At 68.8% G+C, this 25,375-nt stretch carries 24 protein-coding genes, 1 other RNA gene and 1 pseudogene; 5 read left to right on the forward strand and 21 right to left on the reverse strand.

All coding sequences use genetic code 11. The annotated features are described in order from the left end of the window. Both secA and IBX53_RS06820 read right to left on the reverse strand, forming a co-directional pair. Positions 1-571: pseudogene (secA, locus tag IBX53_RS06815) on the reverse strand (preprotein translocase subunit SecA); the annotation flags it as partial. Between the two features lie 66 nt (positions 572-637). Then, entirely contained in the window at positions 638-1,000 is a 363-nt protein-coding gene (locus IBX53_RS06820) for a hypothetical protein (RefSeq protein WP_290907081.1), read from the reverse strand. A gap of 109 nt (positions 1,001-1,109) precedes the next feature. Between IBX53_RS06820 and IBX53_RS06825 the strand changes: the two genes are divergently transcribed. After that, positions 1,110-1,571 carry a DUF721 domain-containing protein gene (locus tag IBX53_RS06825; protein WP_290907084.1) on the forward strand — a complete coding sequence of 154 codons (462 nt, stop codon included), beginning with the start codon at positions 1,110-1,112 and terminating at the stop codon, positions 1,569-1,571. Between the two features lie 114 nt (positions 1,572-1,685). Here the strand turns inward: IBX53_RS06825 and lpxC are convergent, their stop codons facing one another. The 17 genes from lpxC to rsmI form a co-directional block, all read right to left on the reverse strand. After that, positions 1,686-2,597, reverse strand: coding sequence for a UDP-3-O-acyl-N-acetylglucosamine deacetylase (gene lpxC / locus IBX53_RS06830; protein ID WP_290907086.1), 912 nt, complete (start codon positions 2,595-2,597; stop codon positions 1,686-1,688). A gap of 112 nt (positions 2,598-2,709) precedes the next feature. Then, positions 2,710-3,894: a cell division protein FtsZ gene (gene ftsZ, locus IBX53_RS06835; protein WP_290907088.1), complete on the reverse strand. Its 1,185-nt coding sequence runs from the start codon at positions 3,892-3,894 to the stop codon at positions 2,710-2,712. Between the two features lie 34 nt (positions 3,895-3,928). Further along, positions 3,929-5,218, reverse strand: a complete 1,290-nt coding sequence (gene ftsA / locus IBX53_RS06840) for a cell division protein FtsA (RefSeq protein ID WP_290907090.1) — start codon at positions 5,216-5,218, stop codon at positions 3,929-3,931. Positions 5,219-5,414: 196 nt separating this feature from the next. Next, on the reverse strand, positions 5,415-6,140 hold the full coding sequence (locus IBX53_RS06845) for a cell division protein FtsQ/DivIB (RefSeq protein WP_290907091.1): 726 nt from the start codon (positions 6,138-6,140) through the stop codon (positions 5,415-5,417). Continuing rightward, complete coding sequence (locus IBX53_RS06850; protein WP_290907093.1) at positions 6,137-7,066, reverse strand: D-alanine--D-alanine ligase; 930 nt, start codon at positions 7,064-7,066, stop codon at positions 6,137-6,139. The genes IBX53_RS06845 and IBX53_RS06850 overlap by 4 nt, the downstream gene beginning before the upstream one ends. Then, entirely contained in the window at positions 7,063-8,475 is a 1,413-nt protein-coding gene (gene murC / locus IBX53_RS06855; protein WP_290907122.1) for a UDP-N-acetylmuramate--L-alanine ligase, read from the reverse strand. Before murC ends, IBX53_RS06850 begins: the two co-directional genes overlap by 4 nt. 58 nt (positions 8,476-8,533) lie before the next feature. Then, positions 8,534-9,589, reverse strand: a complete 1,056-nt coding sequence (gene murG / locus IBX53_RS06860) for an undecaprenyldiphospho-muramoylpentapeptide beta-N-acetylglucosaminyltransferase (protein WP_290907125.1) — start codon at positions 9,587-9,589, stop codon at positions 8,534-8,536. A 29-nt stretch (positions 9,590-9,618) separates the two neighbouring features. Next, complete coding sequence (gene ftsW / locus IBX53_RS06865) at positions 9,619-10,902, reverse strand: putative lipid II flippase FtsW (RefSeq protein ID WP_290907094.1); 1,284 nt, start codon at positions 10,900-10,902, stop codon at positions 9,619-9,621. Then, positions 10,899-12,278 (reverse strand): UDP-N-acetylmuramoyl-L-alanine--D-glutamate ligase, encoded by a 1,380-nt coding sequence (gene murD / locus IBX53_RS06870; protein WP_290907096.1) that lies wholly within the window; start codon positions 12,276-12,278, stop codon positions 10,899-10,901. Before murD ends, ftsW begins: the two co-directional genes overlap by 4 nt. Positions 12,279-12,310: 32 nt before the next feature. Further along, positions 12,311-13,393 carry a phospho-N-acetylmuramoyl-pentapeptide-transferase gene (gene mraY / locus IBX53_RS06875; protein ID WP_290907098.1) on the reverse strand — a complete coding sequence of 361 codons (1,083 nt, stop codon included), beginning with the start codon at positions 13,391-13,393 and terminating at the stop codon, positions 12,311-12,313. 9 nt (positions 13,394-13,402) lie between these two features. Beyond that, positions 13,403-14,788, reverse strand: coding sequence for a UDP-N-acetylmuramoyl-tripeptide--D-alanyl-D-alanine ligase (murF, locus tag IBX53_RS06880; protein ID WP_290907100.1), 1,386 nt, complete (start codon positions 14,786-14,788; stop codon positions 13,403-13,405). Next, the gene (locus IBX53_RS06885; protein ID WP_290907101.1) at positions 14,785-16,299 is read right to left on the reverse strand and encodes a UDP-N-acetylmuramoyl-L-alanyl-D-glutamate--2,6-diaminopimelate ligase; all 1,515 of its coding nucleotides are present in this window, start codon (positions 16,297-16,299) and stop codon (positions 14,785-14,787) included. Before IBX53_RS06885 ends, murF begins: the two co-directional genes overlap by 4 nt. Positions 16,300-16,345: 46 nt before the next feature. Next, positions 16,346-18,055 (reverse strand): penicillin-binding protein 2, encoded by a 1,710-nt coding sequence (locus IBX53_RS06890; RefSeq protein WP_290907103.1) that lies wholly within the window; start codon positions 18,053-18,055, stop codon positions 16,346-16,348. Then, positions 18,052-18,375 carry a cell division protein FtsL gene (gene ftsL / locus IBX53_RS06895; RefSeq protein WP_290907105.1) on the reverse strand — a complete coding sequence of 108 codons (324 nt, stop codon included), beginning with the start codon at positions 18,373-18,375 and terminating at the stop codon, positions 18,052-18,054. Before ftsL ends, IBX53_RS06890 begins: the two co-directional genes overlap by 4 nt. Before the next feature lie 10 nt (positions 18,376-18,385). After that, positions 18,386-19,342 carry a 16S rRNA (cytosine(1402)-N(4))-methyltransferase RsmH gene (gene rsmH / locus IBX53_RS06900; protein ID WP_290907106.1) on the reverse strand — a complete coding sequence of 319 codons (957 nt, stop codon included), beginning with the start codon at positions 19,340-19,342 and terminating at the stop codon, positions 18,386-18,388. Between the two features lie 61 nt (positions 19,343-19,403). Then, positions 19,404-19,756: RNase P RNA component class A (gene rnpB / locus IBX53_RS06905), an RNA gene on the reverse strand. Positions 19,757-19,788: 32 nt separating this feature from the next. Further along, complete coding sequence (gene rsmI, locus IBX53_RS06910) at positions 19,789-20,649, reverse strand: 16S rRNA (cytidine(1402)-2'-O)-methyltransferase (protein WP_290907108.1); 861 nt, start codon at positions 20,647-20,649, stop codon at positions 19,789-19,791. Between the two features lie 47 nt (positions 20,650-20,696). Between rsmI and IBX53_RS06915 the strand changes: the two genes are divergently transcribed. From IBX53_RS06915 to IBX53_RS06930, 4 genes are read left to right on the forward strand one after another with little or no spacing between them, the layout of a single operon-like run. Then, positions 20,697-22,445, forward strand: coding sequence for a penicillin-binding protein activator (locus IBX53_RS06915; RefSeq protein ID WP_290907110.1), 1,749 nt, complete (start codon positions 20,697-20,699; stop codon positions 22,443-22,445). Then, positions 22,429-22,797 carry a YraN family protein gene (locus IBX53_RS06920; protein WP_290907111.1) on the forward strand — a complete coding sequence of 123 codons (369 nt, stop codon included), beginning with the start codon at positions 22,429-22,431 and terminating at the stop codon, positions 22,795-22,797. Before IBX53_RS06915 ends, IBX53_RS06920 begins: the two co-directional genes overlap by 17 nt. A gap of 37 nt (positions 22,798-22,834) precedes the next feature. After that, on the forward strand, positions 22,835-23,428 hold the full coding sequence (locus tag IBX53_RS06925; RefSeq protein ID WP_290907112.1) for a phosphoheptose isomerase: 594 nt from the start codon (positions 22,835-22,837) through the stop codon (positions 23,426-23,428). A 5-nt stretch (positions 23,429-23,433) separates the two neighbouring features. Continuing rightward, entirely contained in the window at positions 23,434-24,012 is a 579-nt protein-coding gene (locus IBX53_RS06930) for a BON domain-containing protein (RefSeq protein WP_290907114.1), read from the forward strand. Positions 24,013-24,119: 107 nt separating this feature from the next. On the opposite strand, the gene IBX53_RS06935 is transcribed toward IBX53_RS06930, so the two are convergent. Together IBX53_RS06935 and sspA are read right to left on the reverse strand one after the other, a co-directional pair. After that, complete coding sequence (locus IBX53_RS06935) at positions 24,120-24,605, reverse strand: ClpXP protease specificity-enhancing factor (RefSeq protein WP_290907117.1); 486 nt, start codon at positions 24,603-24,605, stop codon at positions 24,120-24,122. A 46-nt stretch (positions 24,606-24,651) separates the two neighbouring features. Next, entirely contained in the window at positions 24,652-25,278 is a 627-nt protein-coding gene (gene sspA / locus IBX53_RS06940) for a stringent starvation protein SspA (protein WP_290907119.1), read from the reverse strand. Positions 25,279-25,375: the final 97 nt, after the last annotated feature.

A 25,375-nucleotide genomic window follows, 5' to 3' on the forward strand; every position in this document is an offset into this window, starting at 1 on the left:
TGTTGTCGCGCAGGTAGTCGAAGCCGAACTCGTTGTTGGTGCCGTAGGTGATGTCGCAGGCGTAGGCGTCTCGCTTCTCCTCGCTGGTCTGGCCCGCGTGGATGATGCCGACGGTAAGCCCCAGGTATTCGTAGAGCGGGCGCATCCACTCGGCGTCACGCCGCGCCAGGTAATCGTTCACCGTGACCACGTGGACGCCCTTGCCGGACAGGGCATTGAGGTAGACGGCAAGGGTGGCCACCAGAGTCTTGCCCTCGCCGGTCTTCATCTCGGCGATGCGGCCGTTGTGCAGGGTTATCCCGCCGACCAGCTGTACATCGAAGTGGCGCATGCCCATCACGCGCTTGCTCGCCTCGCGTACGGTGGCGAAGGCCTCGGGGAGCAGGTCGTTCAGGGTCTCACCGGCCTCGAGTCGACCACGTAGCGATTCGGTGCGTGCCTTGAGGGCGCCATCGTCCAGGGCTTCCAGTTCCTGCTCGAGGACGCTGACGCGCTCGGCCTGGCGGCTCATGCGCTTGACTTCACGGTCGTTCTTGGAGCCGACGACCTTGCGTAACAGGGAATTGATCATGTGGGGTCCAGTCTTTGCGTGTGGCATCGTGCCGGCCGCCAGGGGCAGCCGGCCAGGATCAGGAAATCAGCTTGCCCACGCAGCGGGCGGACCCCGGCGGGTCAGGACATCATGGGCCGCGGTGGTGCGACCCGGGCTCGGCAGCGGCCAGCGAGAATGCGGCGGGCACAGGGCGCGCAGGGTGCGGGGAAGCGGCCAGGCGCGATGCGCACGACGGCGGGCCCGGAGGCGCGAACTGGCCCGGATCAGTGCCGGCGCCAGTATGCATACCTGCACCAGGCGCTCGGCCTGGCGCAGCGGAGTCCCCTGGACCAGGCCGGCCGGCAGCAGGCAGCCCACCAGCAGCCCGGCCAGCCACCAGCGCGCCGGGCGCCGCCGCGTCACGGTGACGCGCGCCTCGGCATCATGGGGCTGGGTGCGGAGTGGCATGCTGACGATGGACTCCCGAGCGTGCTAGGGTGGCGGGCATCAGACCCGGCGCTGAGCGGGACCCTACGGCCGGTCGAGCCGACAGCAGACTGCCCCGAGAAACAAGCCCATGAGTATAAAGGCTAAGCGCTTCCGCGCCCAGCCCATGACCCGCCTGCTGGACGGGCGAGGCGAACTGGGCTCGCTGATGCGCATGGCGAGACTGATCGAGCGCGCCCAGCAGCACCTTCGCGATAACCTGCCCGCCGAGGTGGCCGCCCACCTGCACGTGGGCGGCTTTCGCGACGGCCGCCTGACGCTGATCACCGACCGCGCGACCTGGCTCACTCGGCTGCGCTACGAGCAATCCCGCCTGCTCGAGCTGCTCCATCAGCTTTCCGGCTTCGAGGCGGTCACCGGCTTCACCTTCAAGGTGCGCCCGGTGCGACCGGTCAAGGTGCCCCTGCGCCAGGTGCGTCACCTGCCGGCACGGGCGGCCGACGAGCTCTCCAGCTGCGCCGAGGACGTCAGCGACCCGCGGCTCAAGGCCGCGCTCCAGCGCCTCGCCGCCCACGCCGAGCGCGAGGCGTAGCCGAGCCACGAGCCAAACTGGCTCCGTCGCCATACAGGACAACCCCACCGGCCCGGGCCGACGGGGTTGTCTCGTGAGTCTTGACGCCGAATGCTCCCGACGTGGCCCGGAGCGTCAGGCCATCGCAGGCGCCGCGTAGGAGATAGGCGCCGTGGCGGCCTCCCCCTCGAAGGTGACGATCTCGAAGGCCTCGGGCTGGGCGAGCAGGGCACGACACAGCTGGTTGTTGAGCGCGTGGCCGGACTTCACCCCGCGGAACTCGCCGATCAGGCTGTGGCCGAGCTGGTAGAGATCGCCGATGGCATCCAGCACCTTGTGCTTGACGAACTCGTCATCGTAGCGAAGGCCACCCTCGTTGACGATACGATAGTCGTCCACCACGATGGCGTTGTCGAGACTGCCGCCGAGCGCCAGATTGTTGGAGCGCAGGTATTCAAGGTCACGCATGAAGCCGAAGGTGCGGGCCCGGGAAACCTCCTTGACAAAGGAGGTGGTAGAGAAGTCCACCATGGCGGTCTGGGACTGCTCCTCGAACACCGGATGGTCGAAGTCGATGGAAAAGGCGACCTTGAAGCCCTGATGGGGGCGGAAGGTGGCTTCCTTGTCGCCGTCGCGCACCATGATCTCCCGCCTGATGCGGATGAACTTCTTGGGGGCGTTCTGCTCGCTGATCCCGGCGGACTGGATAAGGAACACGAAGGGGCCGGCACTGCCATCCATGATCGGCACCTCGGCGGCGCTGAGGTCGACGTAGGCATTGTCGATTCCGAGCCCGGCCAGGGCCGACATCAGATGCTCCACCGTGGCCACCTTGGCACCACCGGCGGACAGCGCCGTGCACAGGGTGGTATCGGTGACGTTGTCGGCCTGGGCCCGGATCTGAACCTCGGGCTCAAGATCGGTGCGCACGAAGACGATGCCGGTATCCACCGGCGCCGGGCGCAGGGTCATGTAGACCTTCTTGCCGGAATGCAGGCCGACGCCGGTGGCGCGGATGACGTTCTTCAGGGTGCGTTGTCTGATCATGAGCGGAGGCCAGGCTGTTGTCGGGTTATCAAACACTGTTCACTATAACACCGAACGGGCGTTCCAACAAAGAAACCTCGCCCGGCACGTCCCATGGTGTCGATAGTGCGACTCAATCGGCCTGGCGGCGCAGGAAGGCCGGGATATCGAGGTAGTCATCGAGCTCCTGGGAACGACGCTTCTCCGCACGCGGCTTGGCCGCCTCCTCCGGCTCGGCACTACGCGCCGCGGCCGGCTGCTGGCGCATCGCTGCAGCCGGCGACGCCTGGCGCTTGCGATACTCCGACCCGACCTCGCTGCGCTTGACCGCCTCGCGACCCGCCGACTTCTGCTGCTGGCATCCGTCGAGACCGGCGGCCACCACGGTGACACGCAACTCGTCGGTCATCTCCATGTCGATGGAAGTGCCCACCACGATGGTGGCGTCCTGGGAGGCGAACTCCTGGACGGTGGCGCCCACATCATTGAACTCGCCGATCGAGAGGTCGGGACCCGCAGTGATGTTGACCAGGATGCCGCGGGCACCGTGGAGGTCGATGTCCTCGAGCAGCGGGCTTCGGATCGCCTTCTCGGCGGCCTCGCGGGCGCGATTCTCGCCGGTGGCCCCGCCGGTGCCCATCATCGCCATGCCCATCTCGGACATCACGGTGCGCACGTCGGCGAAGTCGACGTTGATGATGCCGGGGCTGGTGATCAGCTCGGCGATGCCCTGGACGGCGCCCAGGAGGACATCGTTGGCGGCGCTGAAGGCGGTCAGCAGGCTGGCGTTCTTGCCCAGCACCGAGAGCAGCTTCTCGTTGGGGATGGTGATCAGCGAGTCGACGTGCTCGGAGAGCTCTCGCATGCCCTCCTCGGCGGCGCGCATGCGCTTGGGCCCCTCGAAGGGGAAGGGACGTGTGACCACGGCCACGGTGAGGATGCCCAGTTCCTTGGCGACCTGGGCCACCACCGGGGCACCGCCGGTGCCGGTACCGCCGCCCATGCCCGCGGTAATGAACACCATGTCGGCGCCATTGAGCAGTTCGGCAATGCGTTCGCGGTCTTCCATGGCCGCCTGACGCCCCACCTCAGGGTTGGCGCCGGCGCCTAGCCCCTTGGTGATCTCGCTGCCGAGCTGGAGTACGGTCTTGGCGGACACGCGCTTGAGTGCCTGGGCATCGGTGTTGGCGCAGATGAACTCCACGCCCTCGATGTTGCTCTCGACCATGTGATTGACAGCATTGCCGCCGCCGCCTCCGACGCCGATAACCTTGATGACCGCGCTGCTTGAGGGTGCGCTATCTACCAGTTCAAACATTTGCCCCGTCTCCTGGATCGCCACGGCGATCCTGTCAGAAATTTCCTTTCAACCAGCCCTTGAGCCTTGCCAGCGCTGGCATGTTTTCCTTCAAGCCGCGCCGGCTGGCGTCTTCACGCCGGGCCGGGACCGGTATCACGCTGCCCTGTGCCTGTCGACCATGCCCCTGCCGTGTTTCCTGTAGAGCGTAATGTAGCAAACCGACTCCGGTCGAATAAATCGGGTTGCGCACCACATCGGCGAGCCCGCGCACATTCTGTGGACAGGCGATACGCACCGGCATGTGGAAGATTTCCTCGGCCAGTTCGACCACCCCTTCCATGCGCGAGGTGCCACCGGTCAGTACCACCCCGGCAGCGACCAGATCCTCATAGCCACTGCGACGCAGCTCGTCGCGCACCAGGGTGAAGAGCTCCTCGTAACGCGGTTCTACCACCTCGGCCAGGGCCTGGCGAGAGAGGTCCCGGGCAGGCCGATCACCGACGCTGGGCACCTTGATCATCTCGTCGCTGGCGGCCAGCTGGGTCAGCGCACAGGCGTACTTGACCTTGATTTCCTCGGCGTGCTGGGTGGGCGTGCGCAGCGCCATGGCGATGTCGTTGGTCACCTGGTCACCGGCGATGGGGATCACGGCGGTGTAGCGAATGGCCCCCTCGGTGAAGACCGCGATATCGGTGGTGCCACCGCCGATATCCACCATGCAGACGCCCAGCTCGCGCTCATCCTCGGTGAGCACCGCCATGCTCGAGGCGAGTTGCTCGAGGATGATGGCATCGACCTCCAGGCCGCAGCGGCGCACGCACTTCTCGATATTCTGAACGGCATTCAGCGCCGCGGTCACCAGATGCACGCGGGCCTCGAGGCGAACTCCCGACATTCCCAGCGGCTCGCGGATGCCACCCTGGGTGTCGATGGAGAACTCCTGAGGGATCACATGGAGCACCCGTTGACCCTCGGAGATGGCCCGGGCGCGGGCAGAGTCGATGACGCGATCGATGTCGGAGGGTGTGACTTCGCGCTCCTTGATCGCCACCACGCCGTCGGAATTCATCGAACTGATATGACTGCCGGCAACGCCGACATAGACCGAGTGAATATCGCAGCCGGCCATCAGTTCGGCCTCCTCCACGGCGCGCTGGATGGACAGCACCGTGGATTCGATGTTGATCACCACCCCTTTCTTCATACCGCGGGAGGGGTGCGAGCCGATACCGGCGATCTCGATGCCGCCATCGTCGGTGGGCTGCCCCACGATCGCCACGACCTTGGACGTTCCGATATCCAGCCCGACTACCATATTGGACGCGTTGGAAGGACCTGCCATGAGTCGGGAACTCTCCTCGAACCTGGCCCGTATTGAGGGGCCTGCATCATGAAAAATGAACCTGGGACCAATTATAGGAACAACTGGAGGTTATCCTCCACCCCGGCGAGCAAATCACCTTTCACGATACGGCGATTTTGCGGGAAAAGAAACAGCCCCATGCCATTGAGCACGGGCCCTCCGCCAGAAAAAGGGGTCAGCCCTCCTCTGGGCCCTCACCCTGTGCCGGATCGATTTCTCCATGCCAGGCAACGGCCACGCCATTGGGGTATCGCAGATCAATGTAGCGAATATGCGACGCCTGGGAGCCGAGCTGTCGCTGCCAGGCCGCGGACAGTCTTCCCAGTCGTGCCTCGCGATCGTTGCGGCCGAGCATGACCCAGACGCCGTCGTCGAGTTGGAAGCGCCAGGCGCCGCGGGGTTCCAGGCGCAGCTGGGAGAGCTCAAGGCCCATGGCGCCGAAGCGGGTGGCCAGGCGCTCATGATAGGCCAGCACCTCGGCGCCACTGCCGGCGGGACCGGCCAGGTCCGGCAAGTCGCCGGGCGGCGACACCGGGCCGAAGGCGAAGGGCTCGCCCGCGGGATTGAGCAGGTAGTCATCGTTCCAGCGCGCCACCGGCACCTGCTCTACCAGGTCGAAGGTCAACGCATTGGGCCACTCCCGGGTGACCCGCACCTCGAACAGCCAGTCGATGGCCAGCGCCTCCTCGCGCAGTTCGGACACGTTCACCGACAGCCAGGTGCGGCCGCGAATCAGCGGTGCCAGCTGATCGCGGAGGTAGTCGGCGTTGACGTGGGTGAACTCGCCGGCGATGGAGACCCGCTCGATGGGCCGGTCGAGCCACAGCCACAGGGCACGCCCGCCGGCGCCGAACAGCACCAGCAGCAGCAGCACCCCGAGCAGGCCACCGCGACGCGTCATACCCGGCTCGCCTCCAGGGTGGCGGCGAGGATGCGCAGCACCAGGGCCTCGAAGTTGATGCCGGCGTAGGCCGCCGACTGGGGCACCAGGCTGTGGTCGGTCATGCCCGGCGAGGTGTTGACCTCGATCAACCAGAAGCCGCCCTCGGCATCCCGCATCACGTCGACCCGGCCCCAGCCCTCGGCACCGACCGCCTCGAAGGCGCGGCGACAGAGCTCGCCCAGTTCAGCCTCCTCGGCGTCGCCGAGGCCGCAGGGAAGGTGATAGCGCGTTTCGTTCGAGAGGTACTTGGCCTCGTAGTCGTAGAAGCCTCCCGGCACCTCGACGCGGATCGCCGGCAGCACCACGTCGCCGAGCAGCGACACCGTGTATTCATCGCCCTTGATGAAGCGCTCGGCCATCACCCGGGCATCGAAGCGGGCCGCCTCATGGTAAGCCGCCGCCAGGGCCTCGGCGCTCTCGACGATGCTGATGCCGAGCGTCGAGCCCTCGTGCACCGGCTTGACGATCAGCGGCAGGCCGAGGCGCGCCACCACCGCCGACCAGTCGGCGTCGGCCTCCAGCATCACCGACTCCGGCGTGGGCAGGCCCAGGGCCTGCCACACCAGCTTGGTGCGCTGCTTGTCCATGCCCAGGGCCGAGGCCAGCACGCCACTGCCGGTATAGGGAATACCGAGCAGTTCCAGCGCCCCCTGCAGGGTACCATCCTCGCCGCCGCGGCCATGCAGTGCGATGAAGACGCGATCCGGTGCCAGGGCCTCGAGCCCCACCAGACCGCCCTCGGCGGGATCGTAGCCGGTGGCGTCCACGCCGGCCCGCTTGAGGGCCGCCAGCACCGCCGTGCCGCTCTTGAGAGAGACCTCACGCTCGGCGGAACTGCCGCCGTAGATCACGGCAACGCGACCCAGATCGTTCACCAGGTTCATAGGGTCACCTCGTCGAAGGCCAGGGCCGCCTCGGCCAGGGCCAGGGAGATCCCGCCCACGTCACCGGCGCCCTGAGTGATCAGGATGTCATCGGGGCGCAGCACCCGGGCCAACAGGCCGGGCAGCTCGCCCTTCTCCTGGACGAACAGCGGATCCACTTCGCCGCGCTGCCGGATGGAGCCGGCCAGGGTGCGCCCTTCGGCCCCGGGGATCGGCGCCTCGCCGGCGCTGTAGACGTCCAGCAGCAACAGGGTATCGACCCCGGAGAGCACCCGCACGAAATCCTCGTAGAGGTCCCGGGTACGCGAGTAGCGATGGGGCTGATAGATCATCACCAGGCGCCGCTCGGGCCAGCCGGCGCGCACCGCCCGGATCACCATCTCCACCTCGCGAGGGTGGTGGCCGTAGTCGTCCACCAGCATCACCTCGCCCTCGCCGCCCGGCGCCGGAAAGTTTCCCTGCACCTGGAAGCGGCGCCCCACCCCCTGGAAGCCGGCCAGGCCTCGCAGGATGGCGTCGTCGGCGACCCCGGCATCGCTGGCCACGGCGATCGCCGCCAGGGCGTTCAGGGCATTGTGGCGTCCGGGCATGGCCAGCCGAATCTCAAGCGGCACCAGCCCGCCCGGGCGATGGGCGGTGAAGCGGATCTCGCCGGCCTGCTGCAGGAAGTCGGTGATGCGGTAGTCGGCGTCATCGCTGAAGCCATAGGTGATGAACTGGCGATGCACCCGATCCAGCAGGCCACGCATGTTGTCGTCATCGATGCACAGGATCGCCAGGCCATAGAAGGGCAGGTTGTGCAGGAACTCCAGGAAGGTGGCCTTGAGCTTCTCGAAATCGCCGCCATAGGTCGCCATGTGGTCGGCATCGATGTTGGTGATGATGGAGACCATGGGCTGCAGGTGCAGAAAGGAGGCGTCGGACTCATCGGCCTCGGCCACCAGGTAGTCGCCCTCCCCCAGGCGCGCGTTGGTCCCGGCACTGGTCAGCCGGCCACCGATCACGAAGGTGGGGTCGAGCCCCCCCTCGCCGAGCAGGGTGGCGGTAAGGCTGGTGGTGGTGGTCTTGCCGTGGGTGCCGGCCACGGCGATGCCGTGGCGGAAGCGCATCAGCTCAGCGAGCATCTCCGCGCGGCGCACCACCGGCACCCGATGCTCCCGGGCCCAGACGATCTCGGGGTTGGCCTCGTCCACCGCGGTGGAGACCACCACCACGTCGGCGCCGGCCACGTGGTCGGCATCGTGGCCGATAGCCACCGTGATGCCGCACTGGCGCAGCCGCGCCACCACCGTCGAGGCCTTCAGATCGCTGCCGCTGACGGTGTAGCCCTGATTGGCCAGGACCTCGGCGATGCCACACATCCCGGCGCCGCCGATGCCCACGAAATGGATGTGCCGGATACGGCGCATGCCCAGCCCGCGGCCGTTGCGCACCGGCAGGGATTGGCCGGGTACCGGCCGTGATGTGCTATCGCTCAAAACCTGTCTCCATGCAGCCGGCCACCAGGCGCTCGACAGCGTCGAGGTGCGCGCAGGCTCTCGCCCGCGCGGCCTTGGTGGCGAGAATGTCGGGGTCGAGCAACGACGCCAGCCGGTCAGCCAGCGTCGCCGCGCTGAGTTCTGTCTGAGGCAGCAGTTCGGCTGCCCCCTCCTCCACCAGCGCTCGGGCGTTGGCGGTCTGATGATCGTCCACCGCGAAGGGAAAGGGCACAAACAGCGCCGGCTTGGCCGCGGCGGCCAGCTCCGCCACCGTCAGGGCGCCTGCCCGGCAGACCACCAGATCGGCCCAGGCGTAGGCCTCGGCCATATCGTCGATAAAGGATATCACCTCGGCGTCCACGCCCTGCTCGACGTAGGCCTGGCGGGTCGCGGCATCCTTGTTGCGCCCCGCCTGGTGGCGCACCTCGGGTCGAGCGCCCTCGGGCATTCTCGCCAGCGCTTCGGGAAGGCATTCGTTGAGGGCCTGGGCCCCCAGGGAGCCGCCCACCACCAGCAAACGACGACGCCGACCGCGCATGGCCTCGGCCGCGCGGGGCACCTCGCCCAGGGCAGCGATCTCCTCGCGCACCGGGTTGCCGATCACCTCGCCGCGCTCACCGAAGGCCTGGGGAAAGGCGGCGAAGACGCGCCGCGCCAGGCGAGACAGCGCCCGGTTGGTCAGCCCGGCCACGGCGTTCTGCTCATGGATCACCAGCGGGCGGCGCGACAGCCAGGCGGCCAGCCCACCCGGGCCACTGGCGAAGCCGCCAAGTCCCACCACCAACTGGGGGTCGAAGGTACGAATCACCTGCCTCGCCTGCCACACGGCCCGGGTCAGGTTGAGCGGTGCCAACAGCCAGCCCGCCGCGCCGTTGCCACGCAGCCCGGCCACCGCGATGCGATGCAGGGGAATGCCGGCCTCCGGCACCAGGCGGTTCTCGATACCGCGGGGGCTGCCCAGCCAGGCCACCTCCACCCCCTCGGCGGCGAGGCCCCGGGCCAGGGATAGGGCAGGAATGACGTGACCGCCAGTGCCCCCGGCCATGATCAGGGCGCGACGTCCCGGTCGTTGGCTCACTTGGCGACTCCTTGTCGTTGCGCTGGTTGTTGAGCTGACCGTTGAGAGAGTGGCTGAGCAGGTGGCGCCGAGGCGTCACGGCGTCCGTCGACACGCGGCACCGTGGGTCTCGCCCGGCGCTGGGCCTGGCGGGTCTCGATATCGGCCCGCAGCAGCAGCGCCATCATGACCGCACTGACCAGCAGACTCGACCCGCCGTAGCTGAGCAGAGGCAGGGTCAAGCCCTTGGTTGGCAGCATGCCGCTGCTCACCGCAATGTTGATGAAGGCCTGGGCGCCGACCACCAGGGCGATGCCGTAGCTGAGGTAGGCGGCGAAGGGCAGCCCGGCCAGCTCGGCGCGGCGCCCCACCGCCATGGCTCGCCAGATCAGCAACGCGAAGAGCCCCACCACCCCCGCGGCGCCGAACAGGCCGAGCTCCTCGGCGAGCACTGCAAAGACGAAATCGGTGTGAGCCTCGGGCAGGTAGAAGAGCTTCTGCACGCTGTTGCCGAGCCCCATGCCCAGCCAGCTGCCCCGGCCGAAGGCGATCAGCGCCTGGGTCAACTGGTAGCCGCTGGCGAACTGGTCCGCCCAGGGATCGGCAAAGCTGGTCAGGCGCGCCAGGCGATAGGGCTCGGCGATGGCGAGCAGGGCACCGCCCGCCGCCACCAGCAGCGCCAGCAGCAGGAAGCGCCCCCAGGGCGCCCCGGCCATCAGCAGCATGCCCATCACGCACCCGGTCATCACCACCGCGGCGCCGTAATCGGGCTCGAGGATCAGCAGCACGCCGATGACGGAGAGGATCAGCAGCGGACGCAGGAAGGCGCCCCACTGCCGGCGCACCTGGGGCAGGAAACGCTCCAGATAGCCGGCCATGTAGGCGATCAGGCAGAGCTTGGCGACCTCGGAGGCCTGGAGGTTGAAGGGCACCCCGGAGATCGAGAGCCAGCGCTTGCTGCCGTTGACCTCGCGCCCCACCAGCAGCACCAGCACCAGCAGCGCGATACCCACCAGCAGCAGCAGCGGGCCGTTGACCTTCCACCAGGCCAGGGGCATGCGCAGCACGAAGGCCGCGGCGGCCAGCGCCATCACCAGGAAGATGCCGTGTCGGATGCTGAAGTACCAGGGATTGCCGGTAAGGCTCGCCGCCACCTCCGACGACGCCGAGGTCACCATCACCCAGCCGATCAGCATCAACGACAGCGTCGCGATCACAAGCCAGCCGTCGAAGGGCTGGTCGCGGGTGGAGAGCCGCTCGCGAAGCCGGGAGAGTCGGGAGAACCGGGACGCGCGCTTCATGCCTCCTCCTCGGCCAGGTGGCGGCGCACCCAGCGCCGGAACACCTCGCCCCGCTCCTGGTAGTTGGCGAACTGGTCGAGGCTCGCGCAGGCCGGCGAGAGCAGCACGCAATCTCCCGGTTCGGCGATCTCGGCGGCCCGAGCCATGGCCGCCGGCAGGTCCTCCACCTCGGTCATCGGGAGCCGACCGTGCAGGGCGCGCGCCAGGCGCTCGGCATCGAGGCCGAAGAGGATCGCCTCACGGCCATAATGCCCCAGTGGTTCGGCCAGGGGGGCGAAGTCCGCCCCCTTGCCGACGCCGCCGGCCAGCAGGATCAGTTTGCCCTCGAGGGTCGGGCCGAGTCCGGCGATGGCGGCCAGGGTGGCCCCCACGTTGGTGCCCTTGGAGTCGTTGATCCAGCGCACGCCGCTGGCCTCGGCCACCAGTTCGCCGCGATGAGGCAGGCCTGGAAAGCGTCGCAGCACGCGGCACATCGCCTCCAGCGGGAGGCCCAGGCGGTGCCCCATGGCCAGCGCGGCCAGGGCGTTGGCCTGGTTGTGGCGTCCGGCCAGGCGCACCTCGGCAGCGGGCATCAAGGGATCATCGCCGTGCATCAGCCAGTCGGCGCCCTCATGGCGGCCGATCCCCCACTCGCCTGCCTCGGGAGGGCGGGTGGTGAAGCTGTCCTGGGCCGGCAGGCGGGTGTCGGGCCAGGTGTTGGGGTCCTCGGCGTTGACCACGCCGTGGCGGGCACCCCGGAAGATCCCGAGCTTGGCGGCCCGATAGCCGGCCATGTCGCCGTGGCGGTCCAAGTGGTCCTCGGAGAGGTTGAGGAAGGCCACGGTCTCCGCCCCCAGTCGCGGCGTGGTCTCCAGCTGGAAACTGGAGAGCTCCAGCACGTAGAAGTCGGCGTCGGGCTGATCGGCCAGCAGGTCCAGGGCCGGCGTGCCCAGGTTACCCCCCACCGCCACGCGACGACCGGCCTCAGCGGCCATCTCACCCATCAGGGTGGTCACGGTGGACTTTGCGTTGGAGCCGGTGATGGCCACGATGGGCGCCCTGGTGGCACGCGTGAAAAGCGCGATCTCGCCCACCACCAGCGGCTCGCCGGTGGCCTCGCGGAGGCGCCCGGCCAGGGCGTCGAGGCCCGGGATGCGCGGGTCGATGCCCGGACTCACCACCACCTCCTCCACCTCGGAGAGATCGAGACCGGTGAGCGGGCCGCAGTGGATCGCCACCCCGGGGTGGGCCGCGTGGAAATCGTCCATGCCCGGCGGCACGGCGCGGGTATCGACCACCATGTAGGGAACCCGCTGGCGCTCCAGATGGCGGCAGATGGCACGGCCGGAGATCCCGAGCCCGACCACCAGGGTGACGCCTGTCGGCACCTTGACCATATCCTGCTCCTTGACCGCGTGAGCGCCCTCGCTCAGCGCACCTTGAGGGTGGCCAGACCGATAAGCACCAGCACCACGGTGATGATCCAGAAGCGCACGATGACCCGCGGCTCCGGCCAGCCCTTGAGCTCATAGTGGTGGTGCAGCGGAGCCATGCGGAAGATGCGCCGCCCGGTCAGCTTGTAGGAGCCCACCTGCAGGATCACCGAGACGGTCTCCATGACGAAGATACCGCCCATGATGAACAGCACGATCTCCTGGCGCACGATCACCGCCACCACGCCCAGCGCGGCCCCCAGCGCCAGCGCCCCCACGTCACCCATGAAGACCTGGGCCGGGTAGGTGTTGAACCACAGGAACCCCAGCCCCGCGCCGGCGATGGTGGCGCAGAACACCGCCAGTTCACCGGCCCCGGGAATGAAGGGAATCTGCAGGTAGTTGGCGAACACCGTGTTGCCGCTGGCGTAGGCGAACACCGCCAGACCCATGGCCACCAGCACCGTGGGCATGATCGCCAGACCGTCCAGGCCGTCGGTGAGGTTCACGGCGTTGGAGCTGCCGACGATCACGAAGTAGGTCAGCACGATGAAGAACACCCCCATCGGCACCACCACATCCTTGAACAGCGGCACGATCAGGCTGGTCTCCACCGGCGAGGCCGCGGTGGCGTAGAGCAGCACCGCGGCGGCCAGGCCCACCACCGATTGCCACAGGTACTTCCAGCGCGCCGGCAGGCCACGGGGGTTCTTCTCCACCACCTTGCGGTAGTCATCCACCCAGCCGATGGCGCCGAAGCCCAGGGTCACCCCCAGCACGATCCACACGTAGTGGTTGGCAATATCCCCCCACAGCAGGGTGCTGACGGCGATGGCCATCAGGATCATGGCACCGCCCATGGTGGGCGTGCCCGCCTTGGAGAGGTGAGACTGGGGACCATCGTCGCGCACCGCCTGCCCGATCTGACGCTCGACCAGCCGACGGATCATCACCGGGCCCAGCCAGAGGCAGAGCACCAGGGCGGTAATGGTGCCCAGGATCATGCGCAGGGTCAGATAGTTGAAGACGTTGAAGGCGCTGAAATATTGCGCCAGAAACTCAGCCAGATAGAGCAGCATGTATCGCGTTCACCTTGATCGATCCTGGCGCAGTGCCGTCACCACCTGCTCCATGGCGGCACTGCGCGATCCCTTGACCAGCACGCTGGCGCCGGGAGGAAGATGGTGGAGAGCGTGACGCACCAGCGCCTCGCGCTCCTGGAAGTGGCACCCGCCTGCGCCGAAGGCATGGGAGGCGGCGCGGGCCGCCTCGCCGCAGGTGCCGAGGAAGTCGATTCCCAGTTTCCGTGCGTGATCCCCGATCTCGGCATGCAGCCGCTCGGAGGCCTCCCCCAGTTCCCCCATAGCGCCCAGCAGGCACCAGTGGGGGCCGGGCAGCGTGACCAGCAGGTCGAGCGCCGCCTTCACCGCGCCGGGGTTGGCATTATAGGTATCATCCAGCAGGCGTGAGCCGTTGATGCCCAGGACGACGGAGAGCCGCCCCGGCATCGGCAGCACCTCGCCAAGGCCCGCCAACACGTCGCCCGGGGGCAGGCCCATGGCCAGCGCCGCCGCCGCCGCGGCCAGGGCATTGGCCACGTTGTGGCGGCCGAGCAGGCCGAGCTGCACGCGCCCCAGCTCGACCCCGTCGGCGACAAGCGTGAAAGCATAGCGCCCCAGGGCATCGCAGGCCAGCGCCCGGGCGGTGACCCGGGCGCGCGGATCGAGGCCGAAGTCGCGCACCTCCCGCGGCGCGGCGAGGCGCGCCCAGATGGCGAAGTAGGCGTCGTCGCGATTGAGCACCGCCACGCCGTCGGCCGGCAGGCCGGCGAGGATCTCGCCCTTGGCCTGGGCGATGCGCCCCATGCCGCCGAACTCGCCGACATGGGCGCCGGTGACGTTGGTGATCACCACCACCCCGGGCTCGGCCAGCACGCTGGTCCAGGCGATCTCGCCAAGGTGGTTGGCGCCCAGTTCCACCACCGCCTGGCGGTGCACTTCGGTGAGGTCGAGCAGGGTCAGCGGCGCGCCGAAGTCGTTGTTGAGGTTGCCGCGGGTAGCCAGCGTCGCCCCGCGCCGGGCCAGGATGACGGCCAGCATCTCCTTCACGGTGGTCTTGCCGCTGTTGCCGGTCACCGCCACCAGGGGGCCACCCCAGGCGCGGCGCCGAGCACGGCCCAGCAGCCCCAGGGCGAGGCGAGTATCGGCCACCTCGAGCAGCGCCATGCCCTCCACGTCGCCCCTCCCGGCCATGGCACCGGTCTCGACCAGCGCCGCCACGGCACCGGCCGCCCGGGCCTGGTCGAGAAAGTCGTGGGCATCGAAGCGCTCGCCCCTGAGCGCCACGAAGAGGCTGCCCGGAGTCAGTCGGCGGGTATCGGTGATAATCTCGCCGATGGGCAGGTCATGGGTCGGCACTGCCAGGCCCAGGGCCTCGGCCACCTCGGCCAGGGTGGTCAATCCACAGCGGCTCATGAATTCGCCTCCCCACCGGCAGGTGCCCGAGCGGTCAGGGCGCGCTCGGCCTCGGCCAGGTCGGAGAAGGGGTGGCGCACCCCGGCGACCTCCTGATAGGTCTCGTGCCCCTTGCCGGCGATCAGCACCACGTCCTCGGCATCGGCATCGGCAAGCACCCGGGCGATCGCCGCGCCGCGACCGGCGATCTCCAGCGCCTGCCGGCGCGCGACGGCAGAGAGCCCGGCCAGCACCGCCGCGCGGATCTCGGCCGGCTCCTCCTGGCGGGGGTTGTCGTCGGTGACCACCAGGCGGTCGGCGTGACGCTCGGCGGCGGCGGCCATCAGGGCCCGCTTGCCGGGGTCGCGATCGCCGCCGCAGCCGAACAGGCACCACAGCCGGCCATCCACCGGCCGATGGGCGCGCAGGGCGGCCAGGGCGTTGTCCAGGGCATCGGGGGTGTGGGCGTAGTCGATCACCACGGTGGGCGAGCCGAGGCGCACCAGGGCCTCCATGCGCCCGGGCACAGGCACCAGGCCCGCAGCAGCCTCGAAGAGCTCGCCGATGCCATGCCCGAGCCCGTAGAGGGTGGCGATGGCCAGCAGCACGTTGTCCAGGTTGAAGCGCCCGAGCAGCGTCGTTTCCAGTACCCGTTCGCCCTCGGGGGTGGCGACCAGCGCCCGCTGTCCGGCGGCGTGGGGGTGCCAGTCGATCACACGGAAGGTGACCGCCTCGGCCTCGCCGCAGGCCAGCACCCGCACGCCCTCGCGCAAACCCGCCAGCATCAGCCGCGCCAGCGGGTCGTCGGCGTTGACCACGGCGAGCGTGAGCTCCTGGCGACGGAACAGCCTCGCCTTGGCCGCCGCGTAGGCCGCCATGCTGCCGTGGTAGTCCAGGTGGTCCCGGGTCAGGTTGGTGAAGACTGCCGCGGCGAGCCGGCAGCCGTCGAGGCGCCCCTGCTCCAGGGCATGGGAGGAGACCTCCATGGCCACCCGGCGCACGCCGTCGCCAGCCAGCCCGGCCAGCGCCGCCTGCAGCGCCAGCGGCCCGGGCGTGGTCAGGCCGCCGTCCTGCAGGGCACCGGGGCGCCCATGGCCCAGGGTGCCGACCAGGCCCGCCTCGACGCCCAGCGCCTGGCTCAGCTCGGCGAGGTAGTGGGTCACCGAGCTCTTGCCGTTGGTGCCGGTGACGCCGACCAGCTCCAGGGACTCGGGCACGGCGAAGAGTTCCCGCCCCAGTTCGCCCAGCCGCTCGCGCAGCGCGGGCAGTGCCAGCACGCGGGGTTCGTCGGGGCAGCTACGCTCATCGCCCGTGTGGCAGAGCACCGCACTGGCCCCGGCCGCCAGCGCCGCCGCGATGAAGTCGCGGCCGTCGGCGGCCACCCCGGGCACCGCCACGAACACCGCACCCGGGCCGGCCTGGCGGCTGTCGGCGCATACCCGCAGCGCCTCGGTGGTGAACTCGGGAAAGGGGCCGGCGGCGGGCCAGAGTCGCTCGAGGGTCGCCACCAGGCGTGATGACGTCACCTGCATGCGGGTCCTCGCGAGTCTCGTGAAACGGGTCGGGTCATGGTGGGCCTCAGCGACTGCGCAGATCAGGGGGCACGTCGAGCAGGCGCAGGGCGCTGCCGACAACGCGAGAGAAGACCGGTGCCGCCACGGCACCGCCATAATAGCTGTCACCGCGGGGGTGATCGATCATCACCACGGTGACGATGCGCGGGTCGGAGACCGGCGCGATGCCGGCGAACAGGCTGCGATACGCGTCCTGCACATAGCCCCCGGCACCGGTCTTTCGCACCGTGCCGGATTTCCCCGCGACACGATAGCCCGGCACCATGGCGCGCCGAGCGCCGGTGGTGGGCTGCACGGACTCCTCCATGACCCGCAGCAGGTCGTGGGCCACGGCGCGATCGATGGCCGGCTCCCCCGGCGGCGACGCCGGCAGTCGGAGCAGCGAAGGCGGCAGGCGCATGCCGCCGTTGGCCAGGGCGGTGTAGGCGCTGGCCAGCTGCAGCGCGGAGGTCGACAGACCATAGCCGTAGGAGAGCGCCGCCCACTGGCTGCTCGACCAGCGCACCGGCGCCGGCAGGGTACCGGTGGACTCGCCCGGGAAACCGGTTTCCGGGCTCTGGCCGAAGCCGACCCGGCGATAGAGCTCCGGCACCAGGGGATCGTCGAGCTGCAGAACCAGCTTGGACATGCCGATGTTGGAGGACTTCTCGAGGATGCCGGCCAGAGTCAGCTCGCCGTAGTTGCGGATATCGCGGATGGTGAAGCGGTCGATGCGCATCCAGCCCGGCGAGGTGTCCACCACCACATCGCGGTCGAACTGGCCACTCTCCATGATCGCCGCCATGGCCAGTGGCTTCATGACAGAGCCGGGCTCGAAGACATCCACGATGGCCTGGTTGCGCAGGCCGCGAGGGTCGAGACCGGCGCGATTGTTGGGATTGTAGGAGGGCTGGTTGGCCATGGCCAGCACCTCGCCGGTACGGGCGTCCATCATCACTACCACGCCGCCATCGGCGTCGTGTTCGGCCACCGCCGCCTTGAGCTCGCGGTAGGCCATGTACTGCAGGCGCTGGTCGATGGAGAGCGTCAGCTCGCCGCCGGGGCGCGCCTCCCGCAACACCTCCAGGTCGCGCACCAGACGTCCGCGGCGGTCCTTAAGCACGCGCCGCTGGCCCGGTTCTCCGGCCAGGTAGGGCTGGTAGGCGAGCTCGAGGCCCTCCTGGCCCACGTCGTCGACGTTAGTGACCCCAAGCAACTGGGCGGTCACCTCGCCCGCCGGGTAGTAGCGCTTGTACTCGTCCTGGCGGTAGACCCCGGGGATACGCAGGTCCAGCACCCGCTGGGCCTCCTCGGGCGTCAGCTGACGACGCAGGTACATGAACTCCCTGGAGGCGAAGCGCGTCAGGCGCGCATCGAGGTCATCGAGCTCCATGCCCAGGGCACGGGCCAGCTGCAGGCGCTGGATGGGGTCCTCCGGCACGTCCTGGGGATTGGCCCAGAGGGTGACCACCGGCGTGGAGATCGCCAGGGGCTCGCCATTGCGGTCGCTGATCATGCCGCGGTGAGCGGGAATCGGGTCGGTGCGCAGGGTGCGGGCATCGCCCTGGCCCTGCAGGAAGGGGCGGTCGACCACGTGGAGGATGACGATACGCCCCACCAGCAGGCCCAAGCCCAGCAGCACGATGGAAAGCATGATGACGTAGCGCAGCCCGCCCATGGGGGCCATGGGCGGTGGGCGGCGCGGCGAGACGCCGCTGCGGACCTCGGTGCTCATGGCTGGAACACCTCGACCTCGTCGACGTCGGGCAGGCGCATCTCCAGGCGTTGCATGGCCAGGCGCTCGATGCGCGCCGGCGACGACCAGGCACTCTCCTCCAGCAGCAGTTGCCCCCACTCGGTCTGCAGCTGGTTCTGCTCGCGCTCGAGCTGCTGCAGGCGACCATATTGCTCACGGGTCAGGTGGCTGGCGGTGATCACCGCCAGGGCACTGGCCAGGCAGGCCGCCAGCAGTGCCGCGACCACCATCAGCGACAGGCTGGACCGCAGGGCCAGCGGCCAGCCAAAACCGGATGTCGACGTTCGTCCCTGCGTCATGTCGCCTCCCTCAATACCGCTTGCGAGCCGCTCGCATCACTGCGCTGCGGGCCCGGGGGTTCTCGTCCACCTCCTCTGGGCCCGCACGCCGAGCCTTGCCCAACGCCTCCAGTCGCCGCTCGAGCTGGGCGTCGGGAATCGGGATGCCCCGCGGCAGATGGGTATCGCCACGCACATGGTGACGAATGAAGCGCTTGACCCGGCGATCCTCCAGGGAGTGAAAGCTGATCACCACCAGATGGCCGCCCGGGGCCAGGGCCTCCAGAGCGGCTTCCAGGGCGGCGTCGAGCTGCTCCAGCTCGGCGTTGACGTGGATGCGCAGGGCCTGGAAGACCCGTGTGGCGGGGTGCTTGTGCTTCTCCCAGGCGGGATGGGCCGTCTTGACCACCTCGGCCAGATCCGTGGTGCGCGCGAAGGGTTCCTCGGCGCGCCGGGCGACGATGGCCCTGGCCAGCCGCCGGGCGTAGCGCTCCTCGCCGAACTCCTTGAAAACGCGAGCCAGCTCGGCCTCGCTTGCCCTGGCGATGAAGGCCGCGGCGCTCTCCCCCCGGGAGGGGTCCATGCGCATGTCCAGGGGACCATCGCGCTGAAAGCTGAAGCCGCGCTCGGGGTCGTCGAGCTGCGGCGAGGAGACGCCCACATCGAGCAGAATGCCGGCCAGGCGGCCGTGAACGCCATGGCGCTGGGCGATCTCGCCCAGACGGGCGAACTCGGCACGCTCGATGGTGAAGCGGGGATCCTCGATGAAGGCCGCCTCGGCGATGGCTTCGGGGTCGCGATCGATGGCGAGCAGACGGCCGGCCGGCGACAGGCGGGCGAGGATGGCACGCGAGTGGCCACCTCGGCCGAAGGTGCCGTCCAGGTAGACCCCGTCGGCGTCGTGCACCAGGGCCTCCACGGCGCCGTCGAGCAGCACGCTGGCATGGCGGAAGCTCCGCGGAGCTGTATCAGGTGCGGATGACGACATGCGTTTCTCGATCAAGGGCTGGCGGGTCGGCCACAGCCGCACGCTCAGGGATGAAAATCAGGGGGGGAGCCGGCCGATAAGCCGGGTTCTGTCGTGGACAGTCATTCCTCTAGGGGGCGCGTCACCACGACCCTCAAGCAACCTACCCGAACCCGACGCGGGCCACGTCATGGGGTTCCTATTTGGTCTTGCTCCGAGTGGGGTTTACCGTGCCACGCACTGTTACCAGGCGCGCGGTGCGCTCTTACCGCACCCTTTCACCCTTACCGGCCTCCCGAGGGAGACGTAGGCGGTCTACTCTCTGCTGCACTTTCCGTCGGCTCACGCCGCCCAGGCGTTACCTGGCACTCTGCCCTGTGGAGCCCGGACTTTCCTCCCCCGGATTGCTCCGGCGGCGACTGTCTGGCCGACTCCCGCGGCAAGCATACCAGCGCCCCGACACCCCCTCAACAAGGAGTGTCCTTAAGTGCCTGGGCGCGGGCATACCAGACCTTCCTGGGCCCGCCGAGCACTCGCGCGGCAACCGAGGCGGCCTGCTTGACGCCGACGCCTTCGGCCAGCAGCGCCGCCAGCAGCGCCTCGCCCTCCACCACGCCGGCCTCCTCCTCCACGCGTGGCGGAGCGCCAGCCACCATCACCACGAATTCGCCCCGGGCCTGGTCGGGGTCGGCCTCCATGCGCGCCAGCAGCTCGGCGGCCGAGCCTTCCAGGAAAGTCTCGAAGGCCTTGGTCAGCTCCCGGGCCAGCACCAGGCTACGTGAGCCGAGCACCGTCGCCAGGTCGGCCAGGGTGTCGCGGATGCGATGGGGGGATTCGTAGAAGACCAGGGTCTCCTCCCGGGCGGCCAGCGCTTCGAGGCGTGCGCGGCGCCCCGCCCCCTTCGCCGGCAGGAAGCCCTGGAAGGTGAAGCGGTCGGTGGGCAGGCCCGCTGCGGACAGCGCGGCCACCAGGGCGCAGGCCCCCGGCACCGGCACGATGCACCGCCCCCGGGCACGCAGCTCGCGCACCAGCACGAAGCCCGGGTCGCTGATCAGCGGCGTGCCAGCGTCGGAGACCAGGGCGATGGACTCCCCGGCCACCAGCCGTGCATCAAGTTGCTCGACCCGGGCCGCCTCGTTGTGCTCATGCAGCGAGAGCAGCGGCACCGAGAGCCCCAGATGGCGCAGCAGGCGACCGGTGTGGCGAGTATCCTCGGCGGCGATCACCGTCACCTCGCCCAGCATCCGCGCGGCCCGCGGGCTCAGGTCCTCCAGATTCCCAATCGGAGTGGCGACCACGTACAATGCGGCTGAGTTAGCGTCTGACACTTGTGACTCCTCGGCAAGATGGCCGACACACGACTAAGGATGGATTCATGCGGATACCCACTCGCGGCCTGCTGGCCACCGCGCTTTCCGCGATCCTGCTGGCGGGCTGTGCCGTACCGCCCGGCATCGTCGATCGCGTGGACGAAGACGACCCGGCGCGCCTGCTCGAACAGGCCGGCCAGCAGCAGCCGGCCCAGGCGGCCAGGAGCCGACTCGAGGCGGCCGACATCCTAGCACGCCAGGGGGAGCGCACCCAGGCGCTTGACATCGCCGTGGACATCGACGACAGCCTGCTCGAGGGCCCCCAGCGTGCCCGCTGGGCCCTGCTGCTGGCCGATCTCGGCGAGGCACTCGGCACGCCCCAGGCGGTGATCCAGGCCACCCGTCACCTTGACGCCCTGGACCTTGAGCCCGGCCAGGCCAGGGCGCTGCGTGAGCGCATGGGTCTGGCGCTGCTGGCCGAGGACGAACCGGCCGCCGCCGCCCGGGCGCTGCTGCGCGTCCAGGCCGAGAGCGACGATGTGGCGCTCAACGATTCGATCTGGGAGGCCCTGGTCCGCATGGACCGCCAGGCGCTCAGCACTCTGGAACAGGAGGGTGATGCCCTGGCCCGGGGCTGGGTCGCCCTCGCCGACCTGTACCGCTCCAGCGGAGGCGATATCGAGCGCTTCTTCGACCGACTGGACGAGTGGCGTGGCCGCCACGCCCGCCACCCCGCGGCCCGCCAGCTACCCGCCCCCCTGGTCGCCCTCGGTGACCTGCGCGGCATGGAGGTTCGCCACATCGCCGTCCTGCTGCCGGAATCCGGTCCCCTGGCGCAACCCGCCTCGGCCATCGCCGAGGGCATGCGCACTCAGCAGCGCAGCAGCGGCGGCGGCATCCAGCTGAGCTTTCTCGACGCCAGTCGCGGCGACCTGGAGTCGCTCTATCGAGAGGCCGAGAACCGCGGCGCCCAGGTGGTGGTCGGCCCCCTGGACAAGGATCAGGTGAGCCGGCTGGAGACCCTCGACCGCGTGGCGCTGCCCACCCTGGCGCTGAACTACGGCAACGCCGAGAGCAACCGCGCCGTGGGACTCTTCCAGTACGGACTCTCCGCCGAGGATGAGGCCAGCCAGGCCGCCGTGCGCGCATGGCGGGACGGCCACCGTCGCATCGCCCTGCTGGTGCCCGACAACGACTGGGGACGCCGCGTGGGCGAGGCCTTCTGGGACGAGTGGCGGAAACTCGGCGGCGAAGTGACCAACGCCGTGCGCTACAACCCCGGTGCCCCGGCCACCGAGAGTACCCGCCGCGCCATCAGCAACCCGCGCCCGGACGCGCTGTTCCTGCTGGCCCTGCCCGAGTACGCCCGCCAGGTGCCGCCGACCCTGGACTACTACGGCGCCAGCCAGCTGCCGGTCTACGCCACCTCGCAGCTCTTCGAGGGACGCATCAACCCTCGCCTCGATAACGACCTGAACGACGTCCAGTTCCTCGATATCCCCTGGCAGATCCCCGAGGCCGCCGTGGGCGGCGTCGAGGTGCTGCCCTTCCTGGAGAGTTATCACGCGCTGCGCGAGGGGTCGGACCCGAGGCTGTTCCGGCTGAATGCCATGGGAGTGGACGCCTTCGAGCTGGCCCGTCGCCTGCCCCAGCTACAGGCCATTTCCGGCAGCGAACTGCGTGGTGCCACCGGCACCCTGCGTGCGGGCAGCGATGGCCGCATCGAGCGCCAGCTGCCCTGGGCACGGTTCGTCAACGGCACGCCCCAGCCAATCCTGATCCCCGGGGTCTTCGGTGATGAACGGACCCCGTGACGCCCGCGCCCGCGGCGAGGCCATCGAGCGCCTCGCCGCCGCCTGGCTCACCGAGCGCGGCCTGGCGCTCGTGGCGGCGAACCAGCACGCCAAGGGCGGCGAACTGGATCTGGTGATGCGCGACGGCGAGATCCTGGTCTTCGTCGAGGTACGCCACCGGGCCGATGCCCGCCATGGACATCCGCTGGAGACGGTCACGCCCACCAAGCAGCGGCGGTTGATCCGGGCCGCGCGTTTTTATCTCCAACGCAACCGGCTATCATGTCCCTGCCGCTTCGATGTGCTGGCCGTCACCGGCCTGCCGCCCCACCTCGAGTACGACTGGGTCGCCAACGCCTTCGACGCATTCTGACCGGTCACGCCACACTGCCAAAGGACCCGGACGCCACATGGATTTCCAGCAGCGCATTCTCGGCCACTTCAACGCCAGCATCGACACCAAGACCTACGCCAGCGAGGTCCTGCCTCCCTTCATCGAGGTGGCCAGCCAGATGATGGTCCAGTGCCTCGTCAACGAAGGCAAGATCCTGGCCTGCGGCAACGGCGGCAGCGCCGGCGACAGCCAGCATTTCTCCTCGGAGCTGCTCAACCGCTTCGAACGCGAACGCCCCAGCCTGCCGGCCCTGGCGCTGACCACCGACACCTCGACGCTGACCTCCATCGCCAACGACTACAGCTACAACGAAGTGTTCTCCAAGCAGATTCGCGCCCTGGGCCAGCCCGGCGACATCCTGCTGGCGATCTCCACCAGCGGCAACTCGGCCAACGTCATCCAGGCAATCCAGGCCGCCCACGACCGCGACATGACAGTGGTAGCGCTGACCGGCCGTGACGGCGGCAACATGACCTCTCTGCTCGGCCAGGACGACTGCGAGATCCGCGTCCCCGCGACCTCCACGGCACGCATCCAGGAGGTACACCTGCTGGTGATCCACTGCCTCTGCGATCTCATCGACGAACAACTCTTCGGTACAAGCGAGTGAATCCCATGACCCGCAAGCCCCTGCTAACCTCCCTGCTGCTGGCCGCCGCCCTGGGCGTCGCCGGCTGCACCACCGTCACCGGCGTCACCCACCAGGGCACCATCGACGAGAACTATGGCAAACGCACCGCCGGCGCCCAGGTCGAAGACCAGAGCATCGAGACCAAGATCTCGCACAATCTGCGCCGCACCGATGCCCGCCTGGGCGACGCCCGCATCAACGTTGACAGCTACAATGGCGTGGTGCTGCTCACCGGCCAGGTGCCGAGCCAGGAACTCCGGGAGAAGGCCAGCGAGATCGCCCACGAGGTCCGCAACGTGCGCGAGGTGCACAACGAGCTCTCCGTGGCCGCCAACCTGCCGGCCAGCCAGCGCCTCTCCGACACCTGGCTCAACACCCGCATCCGCACCAATCTAGCCGCCAACGATCGCATCGACTCGGGACGCATCCGCGTGATCACCGAGAATGCCAGCGTCTACCTGATGGGCATCGTCAGCCGCAGTGAAGCCGACCGTATCGTCCAGGCCGTCTCCAACGTCGGCGGCATGCAGCGCATCGTCAAGGTGTTTGACTACACGGATTGAGCCGCTGGGTCAGCGGCCGTTCATCAGGCGCCATGACAACGCAGAACGGCAGGCCAGTGGCCTGCCGTTCTGCGTACTTCGCCGGATCGACGTTCCGCCGTTAGCGGCTACTTGATCACCCGCAGAGACGGCTTGCGCTTGGGTGGCGTCTTCTTCTCGTCCTTCCCACCGCCGCCGTCCCTGGACGCGTCGTGGGATTCGTCATCGACCTCCACGCTGGCCAGGCCCGGCCCCGACTCCTTGAGGGCCTCGTCGTCGGCCAGCACCGGCTCATGGCCGAACACCATGCCGACGCCGTTCTCGCGAGCATAGATGGCCACCAGCGCGGAGTTCGGCACCATCACCCGCATGGGCTGGCCGCCGAAGCGAGCAGAAAACCCCAGCGCCTCGTTCTCCATGAACAGGTCCCGGACCGCGCCGGGCGAGAGGTTGAGCACGATCTGGCCGTTCTGCACGAACTGTCGCGGCACTTCCACCCCGGGCTGTTCGGCGTCGACCACGATATAGGGGGTCAGGTCGTTGTCTACCAGCCACTGGTACAGGGCCCTGGCCAGGTAGGGACGACTCGAATAGGGGCGACTGGATGACATCATGAGGCCCTCCGGATTGCGGCCCCCGGACAGGCCGGGGGCGTTGGTTTCAGCTGCGCATCTCACGCTCGACTTCACTCAGCGAGGCCTTGAAGCCCTCGCGACCGAAGACCCGCTCCATGTAGGCGAGCAGGGGCTTGACCTGCTTCTCGGGCAGGTCGATGCCCAGTGTCGGCAGGCGCCACAGGACCGGTGCCAGGCAGCAGTCCACCAGGGTGAACTCCTCGCTCATGAAATAGGGCATGTCCTCGAAGATCGGCGAGATACCCACCAGGCTCTCGCGCAGTTCCTTGCGCGCCTTGTCGGCCTCCTTCTTGGGCCCCTTCTCGATCTGCTCGACCAGCGGGCACCACTCACGCTCGATGCGATGCATCCACAGCCGGCTCTGGGCACGGGCCACCGGGTAGACCGGCAGCAGCGGCGGGTGAGGAAAGCGCTCGTCCAGGTACTCCATCATGACCTTGGACTCGTAGAGCACCAGCTCACGATCCAGCAGGGTGGGCACGCTGTTGTAGGGGTTGAGGTCGGCAAGCTCCTCGGGGCGCTGCTCGTCGGTGACCTCGACGATGTCCACCGCCACGCCCTTCTCGGCAAGCACGATCCGTACGCGATGGCTGAAGTGATCTGCACCACCCGAATAGAAGGTCATCGATGACCGCTTGGCCACTACACCCATGAAAGATTCCTCGCTTCAGTTCGAACGGCAATGATAACACGACAGCAGGCACTGGATGCCCGGGCTCCCCGGGCACCACCCGAAACCACAGGGGGGG

It is taken from the genome of Halomonas sp., assembly GCF_014859505.1.
Lineage (GTDB): Bacteria > Pseudomonadota > Gammaproteobacteria > Pseudomonadales > Halomonadaceae > Halomonas.